Origin of the sequence: Pseudomonas sp. NFX224 (assembly GCF_048565165.1) — a bacterium.
In the GTDB taxonomy this organism is placed as follows: Bacteria; Pseudomonadota; Gammaproteobacteria; order Pseudomonadales; family Pseudomonadaceae; genus Aquipseudomonas.
The window spans coordinates 566,875-580,788 of sequence record NZ_CP183416.1; the positions used below are offsets into that span (position 1 = coordinate 566,875).

The window sequence follows — 13,914 nt, forward strand, 5'->3', positions numbered from 1 at the left end:
AAACGCTCGTAATCCATGACAAAGGCCGGGAACGCCCGGTATCGATAGAGTGACAGGATAGAGCCCGTCCGGATTTTTCGTTAACAGAATTGACGCGGGGCTGGTCAGCGCAAGGAAAATGAAACTAACCTCATGACTTGTCCACGAAGAAACAACCCTCATGCCTGCCCTGATTGAAGCCTTTTTCGACGATGCCTCGTCCACCTACAGCTACGTGATCTACGAAGCGGATGGCGGGCAATGCGCGATCGTCGACCCGGTGCTCGACTACAACCCCGCCGCCGGGCGAACCACTACCGTGCAGGCCGACCGGATCATCGCGTTCGTGCGCGAGCACCGCTTGCAGGTGCAATGGTTGCTGGAAACCCATGCTCACGCCGATCACCTGTCCGCCGCACCGTACCTGCGCCGGGAACTGGGCGGCCAGATCGCCATCGGCCAGTCGATCTGTAAGGTGCAGAACGTGTTCAAGTCCCTGTTCAACCTTGAGCCGGAGTTCTGCATAGATGGCTCACAATTCGATCACCTGTTCGCCCCGGATGAATCATTTTCCATCGGCAACCTGAAGGCCACGGCCCTGCATGTGCCCGGCCATACGCCGGCGGACATGGCCTATCTGATCGGCAACGATGTGATTCTGGTCGGCGACACCCTTTTCATGCCGGACGTCGGCACCGCACGCTGCGACTTTCCCGGCGGCAACGCCAATCAGATGTTCGCCTCGATCCATAAACTGCTGGCCTTCCCCGCCAGCGTGCGCCTGTATGTCTGCCACGATTACCCGCCCGAAGGCCGCACCCCGCAGTGCGTGACCACCGTTGGCGAGCAGCGTAAAAACAACATCCACGTGCGCGACGGCATCGACGAAGCAGCCTTCGTCGCCATGCGCACCCGACGCGATGAGGGGTTGGGAATGCCGACGCTGTTGCTGCCGGCGATCCAGGTCAATGTGCGGGCGGGGAATTTGCCACCGGCCGAAGACAATGGCGTGACCTACCTGAAAATCCCGATCAATCAGCTGTGACGTCGGATCCTGCGACCTGCTTTTCCCATAGGCCGCTTGCCGAATTAAAGGTAAACGCCAGAGACTGGCCGTGGGAGATCAGATGTTCGGGTTCCCCCGGTTTCTGATGATGGCTGATTCGGGTGTCTGAGGTCGCCTTGTTGACGACCACCACCACACTCGTATCGGGTGCCAGAGTTGGCAGACAAATCAATGGCGCGTAATTACCAATCGACAGTGTGTAACGCACAAATTTCTCGCCGTCGCAGGGCGCCGGAATCAGATAGCCCTGTTCGTTGGGAGAATAGTCGCGAACCTGCAATTTCCATTGACGATTACCGTCTAAACACACGAAAGCCACAGCATCGCCCTTCGACAAACGAACTCGCGTCAGCCGGACATCACTGCCACTCATATCCAACTCAAATTCGCGAGAAGATTCCATACAAATCAGCAGTCGATGGAATTGTTCGTCGAGAATTCGCGGCAATGCGACGGTTTCGGCAGCGTGTTCGTCGCTGATCTTGAAAATGAGATGCCGTGCATCGCTCTGAATGCTGGCTTCGGCCGGACGGGCCAACTTGACGTCCGGAATGCCAAGCGCGCGGGCACGAAATTGGTTCGAATATATGATGTTATCCACTAATCGATGCCGAAGTGACCAATCCGTATGAATGATGAAATGCTTCATGATCGGATGATTGGCACTGCCCGCAGCAAACCACGACATCAACGAACCAGAAATGTCTTTGGCCCCATCGAAAGGCAAACTCATTCGGTGAGCCTGGATTGATCTGACTTCACCTGTCGGTTTGGTTTCATTGCCAACTCTACTGATAAAGGCGCCAAGTTCCCGGTCCGAAGGTGTGTTTGAACCAATCCAGCGCTGATTGACACCCGGCCAGAAAACTTCGTCTCTGGGTGTTGCGTAATAGGCAATAACGACATTTTTAAAGTTTGGCAAGGCCCATATTTGGGAGATTGTCAGGTTTTTGTATACCTGAGAAATAATCCTGTCGCCGAATTGTGCTTTAAGGATACCTGCCAGTTCATTATGGGCAGCTTCGGTAAATCCCTTAAATTGATGAAAGTCCAGTATTACAACTTCCCGTCGACGATCCCAGCCTACGCCATAATGAAAAGATTTCACGCCAGCAATGATATCGCCCTGAACAGTTCTCCCATTTACTGTTGAATGAAAAATACTAAACCGCCGAGGATCGCCCCATGGATAACCCGTAAAATGTTGGACCCTGAGATCCAGCACGCGGATACCTGCATTCAACTGATCATGGGGTGATACGTCCTGACAAACCTCCAGACTGGGTGCCCATTGGGCTTGTTTATCGAAACCGGCGTTGTGGGTGCCAGGCAGGATTGCCATATCAATCGGCAAGTTTCTCACGCCTATGTACGTGCTCATCCAGTGCGTTCGGTTATTATTGAAGGGTTTGCAAATTCCGCCGCTCCAACTCCCACCAGGGCACCACCCGGCGGTTACCGACACATCCCCGTCGTCCTGAGAAGGACCTGGCCCACCCTCCATTAAAGATTGAGGGTCAATTGACTGAATTTCAAAATCCCTCTCAAAAAATGGTTCAAAAACGGGTGTCACATACTCCTTTATATTACCTTCATCATCAAGATCATCAGGATGTATGTCCATTGTGCAAGCCAAGAATATTTTATCTATTGAACTTCCCATCTTTTTATTCGCCTCTAATTAATTAAGGAGCGATAAACATACTATTTACTTTCAAACCGGGCCTCGTAGAATAACTGTAAAGGCGGCGCTTACAACCCATACTAAATTTGTCGATGCACCGTCTTAATCATCACTTATCCAGCGTCATTCCATTCGCGGGCAATGGCAGTGCAGTTTTGTACCGCACCTGCTTGAGCGCAAAACTCGACCGAATGTTCGCCACCCCCGGCACCTTGGTCAGAAAGTCCATCATGAAGCGTTCCAGCGACTGAATGGTCGGCACCAAAACGCGGATCAAGTAATCCGGGTCGCCGGCCATTAGATAGCACTCCATCACCTCGGGGCGGTCTGAGATCGCTTCCTCGAAATGCTGCAACGCCTCTTCCACCTGCTTCTCCAGGCTGACGTGGATGAACACGTTCACGTGCAGCCCCAGCAGGTCAGCGTCGAGCAGCGTTACCTGCTCGCGAATCAGGCCCAACTCTTCCATCGCCTTGACCCGGTTGAAGCACGGTGTCGGCGACAGGTTGACCGAGCGTGCCAGGTCAGCATTGGTGATCCGCGCGTTCTCCTGAAGGCTGTTGAGAATGCCAATATCGGTACGGTCCAGTTTGCGCATGAGATAAAACCACCTGTTTTTTATGTTTATGCAGATTTTTTATCTGCAAATGATCTTTAGCGCAACGAAACAGAGAGAAATATTCTTCTTGGCCGGGCCTATGATTGTTGTAGGACAAGATTTCTTCCACAGAACGAAATCTGTCAGCTCACTACAAGAAATTCACAAGATCGAGCGTAGAAGCCATGACCCAAGCGTACGAACCGCTGCGCCTGCACGTCCCTGAACCTTCGGGCCGTCCCGGTTGCAAAACCGACTTCTCCTACCTGCATCTGACCGATGCCGGCACGGTGCGCAAACCCCCAATCGACGTTGAACCGGCCGACACGGCAGACCTGGCCCGCGGCCTGATTCGCGTGCTTGACGATCAGGGCAACGCCCTGGGTCCGTGGGCCGAAGGCGTGCCTACCGAGATTCTGCGCAAAGGCATGCGCGCCATGCTCAAGACGCGCATCTACGACAACCGCATGGTGGTTGCCCAGCGTCAGAAGAAAATGTCGTTCTACATGCAGAGCCTCGGCGAAGAAGCCATCGGCAGTGCCCAGGCCCTGGCCTTGAACATCGACGACATGTGCTTCCCGACCTACCGTCAGCAAAGCATCCTGATGGCCCGCGACGTACCGCTGGTGGACCTGATCTGCCAACTGCTGTCCAACGAGCGCGATCCGCTCAAAGGACGCCAGCTGCCGATCATGTACTCGGTGAAAGAGTCCGGTTTCTTCACCATTTCCGGCAACCTGGCCACCCAGTTTGTCCAGGCTGTGGGCTGGGGCATGGCCTCGGCGATCAAGGGCGATACCAAAATCGCCTCGGCCTGGATCGGCGACGGCGCCACCGCTGAATCTGACTTCCATACCGCCCTGACGTTCGCCCACGTTTACCGTGCGCCAGTGATCCTCAACGTGGTCAACAATCAATGGGCGATCTCCACCTTCCAGGCGATTGCCGGGGGTGAAGCCACCACGTTCGCCGGTCGTGGCGTCGGTTGCGGCATCGCTTCGCTGCGGGTCGACGGCAACGATTTCTACGCGGTCTACGCCGCCTCGGCCTGGGCCGCCGAACGCGCCCGCCGCAACCTCGGCCCGACCATGATCGAGTGGGTTACCTACCGCGCCGGCCCGCACTCCACCTCCGATGACCCATCGAAATACCGTCCTGCCGACGACTGGAGCCACTTCCCGTTGGGCGACCCGATCGCGCGTCTCAAGCAGCACCTGATCAAGGTCGGCCAGTGGTCCGAAGAGGAACACACCGCCGTCAGCGCCGAACTGGAAGCCGAAGTGATCGCCGCACAGAAAGAAGCCGAGAAATTCGGCACCTTGGCCGGTGGCCAGATTCCAAGCGCCGCGACCATGTTCGAAGACGTCTACAAAGAGATGCCGGAGCACTTGAAGCGCCAGCGTCAAGAGCTGGGGATCTGACATGAACGATCACAACAACAATATCCAGTTGGACACCGCCATGACCACGACCACCATGACCATGATCCAGGCCCTGCGCTCGGCCATGGATGTGATGCTTGAGCGTGACGACAACGTCGTGGTGTTCGGCCAGGACGTCGGTTATTTCGGCGGCGTGTTCCGCTGCACCGAGGGCCTGCAGAACAAGTACGGCACCTCCCGCGTGTTCGACGCGCCGATCTCCGAGAGCGGTATCGTCGGCGTGGCCGTGGGCATGGGCGCCTACGGTCTGCGCCCGGTGGCCGAGATCCAGTTCGCCGACTATGTGTACCCGGCGTCCGACCAGATCATTTCCGAAGCCGCCCGCCTGCGTTATCGCTCGGCCGGCGAGTTCACCGCACCGATGACCCTGCGCATGCCCTGCGGTGGCGGCATCTACGGTGGCCAGACCCACAGCCAGAGCATCGAGGCGATGTTCACTCAGGTGTGCGGTCTGCGCACCGTCATGCCATCCAACCCGTACGACGCCAAGGGCCTGCTGATCGCTTCCATCGAAAACGATGACCCGGTGATCTTCCTGGAGCCGAAACGCCTGTACAACGGCCCGTTCGACGGTCACCACGACCGCCCGGTAACGCCGTGGTCGAAACACCCGGCCGCGCAAGTGCCGGACGGTTACTACACCGTGCCGCTGGACGTCGCCGCCATTACCCGTCCGGGCAAGGACGTGACCATCCTGACTTACGGCACCACCGTGTACGTGTCGCAAGTGGCCGCTGAAGAAACCGGCATCGACGCCGAAGTGATCGACCTTCGCAGTTTGTGGCCGCTGGACCTGGAAACCATCGTCAAGTCGGTGAAGAAGACCGGCCGCTGCGTGGTCGTCCACGAAGCCACTCGCACCTGCGGTTTCGGCGCCGAACTGGTGTCGCTGGTGCAAGAGCACTGCTTCCACCACCTGGAAGCGCCAATCGAACGCGTCACCGGTTGGGACACCCCCTACCCGCACGCGCAAGAGTGGGCGTATTTCCCTGGCCCGTCCCGTGTGGGCGCGGCTCTGAAACGGGTCATGGAGGTCTGAATGGGCACGCACGTTATTAAAATGCCGGACATTGGCGAAGGCATTGCAGAAGTCGAATTGTCGGTGTGGCACGTCAAGGTCGGCGACATGGTCGTCGAAGATCAGGTACTGGCCGATGTCATGACCGATAAAGCGATGGTGGATATTCCATCGCCGGTCCATGGCAAGGTCATCGCCCTCGGCGGTCAGCCGGGCGAAGTCATGGCGGTCGGCAGTGTGCTGATCAGCATTGAAGTCGAAGGCGCGGGCAATGTTAAGGAGTCGGCGCAACCGGCACCTGTAAAAGAAGCGCCGGTCGCAGCGCCAACAGTCGAAGCCGTGGTGGAAAGCAAACCGGTCGCTGCTGCAACGCCGAAAGCCGCCGTTTGCCAGGGACCGATGGTCGCTCGCGAAGCCGACGAGCGTCCGCTGGCGTCCCCGGCCGTGCGCAAGCATGCGCTGGACTTGGGCATTCAGCTGCGTCTGGTGCGTGGGTCCGGCCCGGCCGGTCGCGTACTGCATGAAGACCTCGACGCCTACCTGGCGCAGGGTCAGTCCAATGCATCGACGGCCAGCAGCGCCTACACCCAACGCACCGACGAAGAACAAATCCCGGTAATCGGCATGCGCCGCAAGATCGCCCAGCGCATGCAGGACGCCACCCAGCGTGCCGCCCATTTCAGTTACGTCGAAGAAATCGACGTCACCGCCGTGGAAGAGCTGCGCACGCACCTCAACGAAAAACACGGTGCGACCCGCGGCAAGCTGACCTTGCTGCCGTTCCTCGTCCGCGCCATGGTCGTCGCCCTGCGCGACTTCCCGCAGATCAACGCCCGTTACGACGACGAAGCCCAGGTCATCACCCGCCTCGGCGCGGTGCATATGGGCATCGCCACTCAGGCCGACATCGGTTTGATGGTGCCGGTGGTGCGTCACGCCGAAGCCCGCAGCCTGTGGGACAGCGCGACTGAAATTTCTCGCTTGGCCACCGCTGCGCGCAACGGCAAGGCCAGCCGCGATGAGTTGTCCGGCTCGAGCATCACCCTGACCAGCCTCGGCGCGTTGGGCGGCATTGTCAGCACGCCGGTGCTGAACCTGCCGGAAGTAGCGATCATTGGCGTGAACAAAATCGTCGAACGGCCAATGGTGATCAAAGGCCAGATCGTGATCCGCAAGATGATGAACCTCTCCAGCTCCTTCGATCACCGCGTGGTCGACGGTATGGACGCGGCGCTCTTCATCCAGGCCATCCGTGGCTTGCTCGAACAACCCGCAACGCTGTTTGTGGAGTAAGGCATGCAACAGACTTTGAACACCAAGCTGCTGATCATCGGCGGCGGCCCTGGCGGTTATGTAACGGCGATCCGTGCCGGCCAGTTGGGCATAGCGACCATTCTGGTGGAAGGCCAATCCCTGGGCGGCACTTGCCTGAACATCGGCTGCATTCCGTCCAAGGCGCTGATTCATGTCGCCGAGCAGTTTCACCAGACGCAACACCACAGCCAGCATTCCGCTCTGGGTATCAGCGTTTCGGCACCGACCCTCGATATCACCAAGAGCGTCGAGTGGAAGGACGGCATCGTTGATCGCCTGACCACCGGCGTTGCGGCGCTGCTGAAAAAGAACAAGGTCCAGGTCGTTCAAGGCTGGGCCAAGGTGGTTGACGGCAAAACCGTCGACGTCGGCGACACGCGCATTCAGTGCGAACACCTGGTGCTGGCCACCGGTTCCAAGAGCGTTAACCTGCCAATGCTGCCGATTGGCGGGCCGATCATCTCGTCCACCGAAGCCCTGGCGCCGACATCCGTGCCGAAACGGCTGATTGTGGTGGGTGGTGGCTACATCGGTCTGGAACTGGGCATTGCCTATCGCAAACTGGGTGCGGACGTCAGCGTGGTGGAAGCGCAGGATCGCATCCTGCCGGCCTACGACGCCGAACTGACCCAACCGGTGCACGACGAACTGAAAAAACTCGGCGTGAAGCTTTACTTGAAACACAGCGTACGCGGCTTTGATTCTTCGAATAATACCTTGCAGGTTCTGGAGCCGAACGGCGACACCTTGAACCTGGAGACCGATCAGGTACTGGTGGCCGTTGGCCGTAAACCGAGCACCCAGGGCTGGAACCTCGAAGCGCTGAACCTGGACATGAACGGCTCGTCGATCAAGATCGACAACCACTGCCAGACCAGCATGCGCAACGTCTACGCCATCGGCGACCTCAGCGGTGAACCGATGCTTGCGCACCGGGCCATGGCTCAGGGCGAGATGGTTGCCGAGCTGATCAGCGGCAAGTCCCGTGAGTTCAACCCTACCGCCATTGCCGCCGTGTGCTTCACCGACCCGGAACTGGTGGTGGTCGGCAAGACCCCGGACGACGTCAAGGCTGCCGGCCTGGATTGCATCGTTTCCAGCTTCCCGTTCGCCGCCAATGGCCGGGCGATGACACTGGAATCGAAAAGCGGCTTCGTGCGTGTGGTCGCCCGTCGGGACAATCATGTCGTTGTTGGTTGGCAGGCGGTGGGCGTCGGCGTGTCCGAATTGTCCACGGCGTTCGCGCAAAGCCTGGAAATGGGCGCACGGCTGGAAGACATCGGCGGCACCATCCATGCGCATCCGACGCTGGGCGAGGCGGTGCAGGAAGCGGCGTTGCGGGCACTAGGCCATGCGCTGCACCTGTAACTGAGGGTGGCAGTGATGGATCCATCGCCAGCAGGCTGGCTCCCACAATTGGAATGCGTTCCCCTGTGGGAGCCAGCCTGCTGGCGATTTCTTGAGGCCAACTCGATTTATCTGTCTGTCATCCGATAGTCCGGGCTGCGAAACAGGCCCGGAATGAAGTATTGTTGTCCCCATCCAAAAAACGTCAGAAGCCTTGAACCGTTTCGACGGTTGTTCAGTGATAGAGGGTGTCATGGGTAACGAAAGCATCAATTGGGACAAGCTGGGTTTTGACTACATCAAGACCGACAAGCGCTATCTGTCGTACTTTCGCGATGGCGAGTGGGACAAGGGCACCCTGACCGAAGATAACGTGCTGCACATCAGCGAAGGCTCGACTGCCCTTCACTATGGCCAGCAATGCTTCGAAGGCATGAAGGCCTATCGTTGCAAGGACGGCTCGATCAACCTGTTCCGCCCGGACCAGAACGCCCAGCGCATGCAGCGCAGCTGTGCGCGCCTGCTGATGCCGATGGTGGAAACCGAGCAGTTCATCGAAGCCTGCAAAGAAGTGGTCCGCGCCAACGAACGCTTCATCCCGCCGTACGGCACCGGCGGCGCGCTGTACCTGCGCCCGTTCGTGATCGGCGTGGGTGACAACATCGGCGTGCGTACTGCACCCGAGTTCATCTTCTCGATCTTCTGCATCCCGGTCGGCGCCTACTTCAAGGGCGGCCTGACCCCGCACAACTTCCAGATTTCCAGTTACGACCGTGCCGCACCACAAGGCACCGGCGCCGCCAAGGTCGGTGGCAACTACGCCGCCAGCCTGATGCCGGGCTCCAAGGCCAAGAAAGCCAACTTCGCCGACGCCATCTACCTGGATCCGATGACTCACACCAAGATCGAGGAAGTCGGTTCGGCCAACTTCTTCGGGATCACCCACGACAACAAGTTCGTGACCCCGAACTCGCCGTCGGTACTGCCGGGCATCACCCGTCTGTCGCTGATCGAGCTGGCCAAGTCCCGTCTGGGCCTGGAAGTGGTTGAAGGTGACGTGCTGATCGACAAGCTGTCTGACTTCAAGGAAGCCGGCGCTTGCGGTACGGCTGCAGTGATTACGCCTATTGGCGGCATCGACTACAACGACCACCTGCACGTGTTCCACAGCGAAACCGAAGTCGGCCCGATCACCCAGAAGCTCTACAAAGAGCTGACCGGCGTGCAGACCGGCGACATCGAAGCGCCAGCGGGCTGGATCGTCAAGGTTTGACCTGACGCCCATCCGCAATAAAAAATCGCCGCCCTCGGTACTCGAAGGCGGCGATTTTTTTTGCCCGGTCGCAACACCGATCTAGCCGAGTTGCCCCACGCGTTCCGGGTCCGGCCAGAACAACGCGGCCTGGCCACAGCGAACGCCCTGTTCGTCCAGCAGCGTCCAGACACTGCCTTCATGAATCATGAACGCTTGCCCCATGCGGTCGACCCGATAACCGCTGTAGCCGTGGGCGATGCCCTTGGCCGTGACTTGCTCCAGCAAGGTCTGGCGCATTTCCCGATCCAGCGGTGATGCACTGAAACGCGAAGGCATGCCGATGAACTGCTCGCGCGGATATTGGAAACTGGCGAGCGCCTGCTCGTTGGCGTAATAAAACAGCGGATCGTCTTCGGTGCCATGGGCCAGCAAGGCGTAGGGTGCATGGGCATGCAACCACGCCAGGCGCTCGTCTTCGCTCAGCGAATCCGGTGCAGGCAAGTGTGCGCCGGTCCAGTGCCGATAAGCGGCATCCAGCTGTTGAACCATCTCCCGGAATTCATTGAATGGCGACATGGGGCTCCTGCTGATGAAAGGTGAGTCGCACCGACGCTACTGAAAACTCGCGATAAAAAACAGACCCGATTTTGTTTCTTTCAATCAGCTCACGGTTTTGAAGAGCGCTGTAAGCCGCTGTAAATCTTCTATTTTTCGCACAGTCAAAAAGACCAAAAACAGTCTTAATGACAACAACCCCATCGAGTCAAAATAACCCTCACCCGCCCCAAGCACCTGCGTTTCAAGCCTCTTCACATTGGCCTGATTCTTGGTACGTGACCTGTAAACGCTCACTGACCAAAGGAACATCGTTTATGAACAATACTTTTCAGGATCGTCTCGCCGTCGTCACCGGTGCCAGTTCCGGAATCGGTCTGGCCGTCACCGAGCGGCTGCTGGCTCAAGGTGCCCGCGTGTTGGCAATGTCACGCCAGATCGGCGGTCTCGGTGAATTGGCAGAACGCTTCACGACGCAACTATCGTGGGTGGCGGGTGATGTGACCCAACCGGACGATCTGGCGCGGCTGGCGAAACAGGCTGCAACCATGGGCCCGGTGAGCTATCTGGTGCCGAACGCCGGCATTGCAGAGCTCGCCGACGGCCTGGACCTGGCCGCGTTCGACCGGCAATGGGCGGTCAACGGCGCCGGTGCGCTTAACACCCTGGCCTGCCTGCGCGGGCAATTGGCGGCCTCCGCTTCGGTGGTGTTCATCGGCACCTTCCTGGCACAAGTGACCTTTCCCGGACTGGCCGCCTACATCGCATCCAAAGCGGCGTTGATCCACCATGCCCGCACCCTGGCGGTAGAACTGGCGCCGCACGGCATCCGCATCAACACCGTGTCGCCCGGCCCTACCGCCACGCCGATCTGGTCCACCCTGGGCCTGAAGAGCGAAGAGCTGAGCGACGTGGCCAACGCAGTCAACCTGCGGCTGTTAGACGGTCAGTTCCTGGAAGCCGGGGCCGTCGCCGACGTGATCCTGTTCCAGCTCGGCAACGGCGCCCGCAATGTCATCGGCCAGGACTGGGTGGTCGATAGCGGGTACACGATTCGCTAATAACCCTATAAATATCAATACGTGGAAGCACCAACATGATGTTTTTTCGAGGCTATTGTCGAGCGTTCTTCTGACATCGCCACCTGCAACCCAAACCGCGCGCTGATCTCCTTGCGACCCAGGGGTGGTCAGCGTCATCGCTCATCGCAAGCAGGCTCTCCCACAGATGTTTCAGAAACACCTTACATCTATAAAGTGCAGCCTGATTTAGCGTCCGCATCGCTACTAGAAAATGAAACAAGGACGCTCATGGCCGGCAGAACCGACATACCTCGGGTTAAAAACCCACCTCAAGGCGACGGACACCACGCCTCCAGCCGCTTCATGACCACCACCGAACTGGCGGAGCGGGACGCAAGCCAAAAAGCATATGACGATATGCTGGCGCGACAACAGGCATATGAAGACCGCCTCTTCAGGCAACCTCATCAACAGGAACAGCCAAGCCCTATGGGTTGTGTGTTCGCCAAAAGCTGCAAACTCCCCAACGGCGTGATCAATCATGACAACCGCGCCGGGTTTGTCCCGGTGGAGGCACTGGCTGACTACGGAAAGCTCTCCCTGTTAGGTGGCCGTGAAAGGGATTCAGCGGGAAATATTCCACTCAAAAAAATCGGTGGCAGCCGGTTACCTCCTGCATTGGGAACGCTTCTGTTAGGCCAGGCGGGTGTCACTGGCACCCGTGCTGCCGGTACCGCAGGCGTAGTGACGGGTGGTGTTGTCACTGGGGCATTGTTGGGAATGGTCGCCCTACTTTGGCCGTCGAGTTTGGGGGACAGTTCCCTCTATACGGAGGAACAGCTCAGGTCACTTCAGAAAGGCCGTACACGTGTCCGCCTACACGTAGAACAACAAGCTGATGGCAGCATCAAGGGATACGGATACAACACCCAGAATCGCCGCGATTGGGAAATGATTCCCGTGGTGCAGTTCGTGGCTCAAGGCGCTCAGCAAGTTGCGGACTTTGGCAACGGGACAACGTTGATATGGACACCTGCCGTTGACCCTTCCGACGCGTCGGGGATTCCACCGCTGGAAAGTGCCCCACAAGCCCCGCACATCTGGATTTATCCGCCTACTGAACAGGCAGATAACATCATCGTCGACCCGATCCACCCTCCTGAATACAACGACTTTATCCTTGTTTTCCGGCTGAATCTGGAGTCCAGCCGCTGTATGTTGTGATCTCAAGACCTGCTATCGGCGGTGATATAAAGTACCACCGACCGCCGCTGTCATTACCTGCATTTCCAGATGCCCTTCCTGTTAAATCAAAAAGCAGTGTTCAGGGCGGCGGAGGTAAACGAAGCCGATGGAAGGATCGAAAGGGTCGAATATTTGAATGGGATAGCAAGACTGGCGCAATCGAACTCTACGACAAACAAGGTAAGCATCTTGGTGAGTTCAACCACGAAACAGGTGACCAGATCGACCCCGCGACACCCGGCAGATTCACCGCGAAATAGATTCGGAGAGTAATTATGTTTTTATGGATTAGTGGCTTTTTCAAAGGTGATGACAAGGATGACTCATTAAAATACGAACTGACCGTTCAACCAGAGTTTGAAGGCGTTGTTATGGGTGTTCTTGGCTGGAAAAGTCTAGACGAAAGTGCGGATGGAGAGTGGTTGCTGTCCGACGAGCAAGTGCAAAAAATCGCTTCAGCTCTCAAAGAGCCGCTACCGTCTGAACTGGATCTCTTCATAGGGGTACGGGGCTAGAAAGTACTGTGCCGGAGGGAGGTGCGCAAAAATTCCGGAGAGCTAAAAAATGAGTTTTATCTATCGGGATCCATCAATTAGCCACGACGAAGCAGGCAGCCTTCTTGATAGCGACTTAGTAACGGACATTGTCACCGCGCTGATTTCGATTGGTTTGAATGAGCAGGACAACGTTTGGGCTCTGATCGTTTGCCTGAAACATCTTGAGAATGGAACTGAACCGATTGCAGCATCCGCCGTCACCGCGCTTGGTCATATCGCTCGCAGGCACGGAAAACTGGACAGGGAAGTGGTCCTCCCGGCACTCGAAACCGTAAAGCAAAAATTTCCTTCCCTGGAAGGAATTATCGCGGATACGCTCGATGATATTGACGCATTTACCTGACCCGACGAGCCTTCAAATACAGAACACTGTGGTGGGACTTACCGCCCACCACAACAGCTCAGCTATCACCCTCAATCATCCCGCGTCAAAACTTCCAGCAACTCAATCTCAAAAACCAGATTCGAATTCGGCGTGATCTTGCCCATCGTGCGCTCGCCGTAGGCCAGATGCGCCGGCACCAGCAACTTGCGCCTGCCACCGACCTGCATGCCCATCAGGCCTTGATCCCATCCTTTAATCACCCGACCGGTGCCAATCACGCATTGAAAAGGCTTGCCCCGGCTGTAGGAAGAATCGAATTCAGTGCCGTCTTCCAGCCAGCCACGGTACTGGGTGGTGATCAATGCGCCTTTGATGGCGGTTTTACCGTCACCCACCTGTAGATCGATTACCTGTAGCTCGTCATTCATTGATTTCACTCGTATGCTCGTTCGCCCAAGGGCCGATGGGCGCCGTTTTCCCAGATTTGCCGTCGATTGGCAACCTTTG

At 57.6% G+C, this 13,914-nt stretch carries 13 protein-coding genes and 1 pseudogene; 10 read left to right on the forward strand and 4 right to left on the reverse strand.

Translation table 11 applies throughout. From position 1 onward, the window contains the following. Positions 1–160: 160 nt before the first annotated feature. Positions 161–1,024: an MBL fold metallo-hydrolase gene (locus ACNYC6_RS02370; RefSeq protein WP_419710900.1), complete on the forward strand. Its 864-nt coding sequence runs from the start codon at positions 161–163 to the stop codon at positions 1,022–1,024. Here ACNYC6_RS02370 and ACNYC6_RS02375 read toward each other — a convergent pair. Both ACNYC6_RS02375 and bkdR read right to left on the reverse strand, forming a co-directional pair. Then, on the reverse strand, positions 1,011–2,669 hold the full coding sequence (locus ACNYC6_RS02375; RefSeq protein ID WP_419710901.1) for a hypothetical protein: 1,659 nt from the start codon (positions 2,667–2,669) through the stop codon (positions 1,011–1,013). The two genes, ACNYC6_RS02370 and ACNYC6_RS02375, sit on opposite strands and share 14 nt — an antisense overlap. A gap of 169 nt (positions 2,670–2,838) precedes the next feature. Continuing rightward, complete coding sequence (gene bkdR / locus ACNYC6_RS02380; protein WP_047528178.1) at positions 2,839–3,327, reverse strand: Bkd operon transcriptional regulator BkdR; 489 nt, start codon at positions 3,325–3,327, stop codon at positions 2,839–2,841. Between the two features lie 185 nt (positions 3,328–3,512). Between bkdR and ACNYC6_RS02385 the strand changes: the two genes are divergently transcribed. The 5 genes from ACNYC6_RS02385 to ACNYC6_RS02405 all read left to right on the forward strand — a co-directional run bounded on the left by ACNYC6_RS02385 (position 3,513) and on the right by ACNYC6_RS02405 (position 9,721). After that, positions 3,513–4,748 carry a 3-methyl-2-oxobutanoate dehydrogenase (2-methylpropanoyl-transferring) subunit alpha gene (locus ACNYC6_RS02385; RefSeq protein ID WP_419710902.1) on the forward strand — a complete coding sequence of 412 codons (1,236 nt, stop codon included), beginning with the start codon at positions 3,513–3,515 and terminating at the stop codon, positions 4,746–4,748. Position 4,749: 1 nt separating this feature from the next. Continuing rightward, positions 4,750–5,808, forward strand: a complete 1,059-nt coding sequence (locus ACNYC6_RS02390; RefSeq protein ID WP_338586402.1) for an alpha-ketoacid dehydrogenase subunit beta — start codon at positions 4,750–4,752, stop codon at positions 5,806–5,808. After that, positions 5,809–7,080 (forward strand): dihydrolipoamide acetyltransferase family protein, encoded by a 1,272-nt coding sequence (locus ACNYC6_RS02395; protein WP_419710903.1) that lies wholly within the window; start codon positions 5,809–5,811, stop codon positions 7,078–7,080. It begins immediately after the preceding gene. A 3-nt stretch (positions 7,081–7,083) separates the two neighbouring features. After that, positions 7,084–8,469 (forward strand): dihydrolipoyl dehydrogenase, encoded by a 1,386-nt coding sequence (lpdA, locus tag ACNYC6_RS02400; RefSeq protein WP_419710904.1) that lies wholly within the window; start codon positions 7,084–7,086, stop codon positions 8,467–8,469. A 232-nt stretch (positions 8,470–8,701) separates the two neighbouring features. Then, positions 8,702–9,721, forward strand: a complete 1,020-nt coding sequence (locus ACNYC6_RS02405) for a branched-chain amino acid aminotransferase (protein WP_419710905.1) — start codon at positions 8,702–8,704, stop codon at positions 9,719–9,721. 81 nt (positions 9,722–9,802) lie between these two features. Here ACNYC6_RS02405 and ACNYC6_RS02410 read toward each other — a convergent pair whose 3' ends face one another. Further along, a complete protein-coding gene (locus ACNYC6_RS02410; RefSeq protein WP_419710906.1) occupies positions 9,803–10,279 on the reverse strand; it encodes an MEKHLA domain-containing protein in 477 nt (158 codons plus the stop codon). A 296-nt stretch (positions 10,280–10,575) separates the two neighbouring features. Here ACNYC6_RS02410 and ACNYC6_RS02415 point away from each other — a divergent pair, with 296 nt between their 5' ends. The 4 genes and pseudogenes from ACNYC6_RS02415 to ACNYC6_RS02430 all read left to right on the forward strand — a co-directional run bounded on the left by ACNYC6_RS02415 (position 10,576) and on the right by ACNYC6_RS02430 (position 13,425). Continuing rightward, positions 10,576–11,319, forward strand: coding sequence for an SDR family NAD(P)-dependent oxidoreductase (locus ACNYC6_RS02415; protein ID WP_419710907.1), 744 nt, complete (start codon positions 10,576–10,578; stop codon positions 11,317–11,319). Positions 11,320–11,568: 249 nt separating this feature from the next. Next, a pseudogene (locus ACNYC6_RS02420) lies at positions 11,569–12,785 on the forward strand (colicin E3/pyocin S6 family cytotoxin). Positions 12,786–12,800: 15 nt separating this feature from the next. Further along, positions 12,801–13,040, forward strand: a complete 240-nt coding sequence (locus tag ACNYC6_RS02425) for a pyocin S6 family toxin immunity protein (RefSeq protein WP_419710908.1) — start codon at positions 12,801–12,803, stop codon at positions 13,038–13,040. A gap of 49 nt (positions 13,041–13,089) precedes the next feature. Beyond that, a complete protein-coding gene (locus ACNYC6_RS02430) occupies positions 13,090–13,425 on the forward strand; it encodes a hypothetical protein (RefSeq protein WP_419710909.1) in 336 nt (111 codons plus the stop codon). A 71-nt stretch (positions 13,426–13,496) separates the two neighbouring features. On the opposite strand, the gene ACNYC6_RS02435 is transcribed toward ACNYC6_RS02430, so the two are convergent. Continuing rightward, positions 13,497–13,835 (reverse strand): FKBP-type peptidyl-prolyl cis-trans isomerase, encoded by a 339-nt coding sequence (locus tag ACNYC6_RS02435; protein ID WP_419710910.1) that lies wholly within the window; start codon positions 13,833–13,835, stop codon positions 13,497–13,499. Positions 13,836–13,914: the final 79 nt, after the last annotated feature.

Excerpts from the sequence above, each read along its gene's own strand:
- ACNYC6_RS02425 (WP_419710908.1), top strand. The coding sequence starts at position 12,801 with ATGTTTTTATGGATTAGTGGCTTTTTCAAAGGTGATGACAAGGATGAC.
- ACNYC6_RS02410 (WP_419710906.1), bottom strand. The coding sequence starts at position 10,279 with ATGTCGCCATTCAATGAATTCCGGGAGATGGTTCAACAGCTGGATGCC.
- ACNYC6_RS02435 (WP_419710910.1), bottom strand. The coding sequence starts at position 13,835 with ATGAATGACGAGCTACAGGTAATCGATCTACAGGTGGGTGACGGTAAA.
- ACNYC6_RS02395 (WP_419710903.1), top strand. The coding sequence starts at position 5,809 with ATGGGCACGCACGTTATTAAAATGCCGGACATTGGCGAAGGCATTGCA.
- ACNYC6_RS02385 (WP_419710902.1), top strand. The coding sequence starts at position 3,513 with ATGACCCAAGCGTACGAACCGCTGCGCCTGCACGTCCCTGAACCTTCG.
- ACNYC6_RS02415 (WP_419710907.1), top strand. The coding sequence starts at position 10,576 with ATGAACAATACTTTTCAGGATCGTCTCGCCGTCGTCACCGGTGCCAGT.
- bkdR (WP_047528178.1), bottom strand. The coding sequence starts at position 3,327 with ATGCGCAAACTGGACCGTACCGATATTGGCATTCTCAACAGCCTTCAG.
- ACNYC6_RS02390 (WP_338586402.1), top strand. The coding sequence starts at position 4,750 with ATGAACGATCACAACAACAATATCCAGTTGGACACCGCCATGACCACG.
- ACNYC6_RS02430 (WP_419710909.1), top strand. The coding sequence starts at position 13,090 with ATGAGTTTTATCTATCGGGATCCATCAATTAGCCACGACGAAGCAGGC.
- ACNYC6_RS02370 (WP_419710900.1), top strand. The coding sequence starts at position 161 with ATGCCTGCCCTGATTGAAGCCTTTTTCGACGATGCCTCGTCCACCTAC.
- ACNYC6_RS02375 (WP_419710901.1), bottom strand. The coding sequence starts at position 2,669 with ATGGACATACATCCTGATGATCTTGATGATGAAGGTAATATAAAGGAG.
- lpdA (WP_419710904.1), top strand. The coding sequence starts at position 7,084 with ATGCAACAGACTTTGAACACCAAGCTGCTGATCATCGGCGGCGGCCCT.
- ACNYC6_RS02405 (WP_419710905.1), top strand. The coding sequence starts at position 8,702 with ATGGGTAACGAAAGCATCAATTGGGACAAGCTGGGTTTTGACTACATC.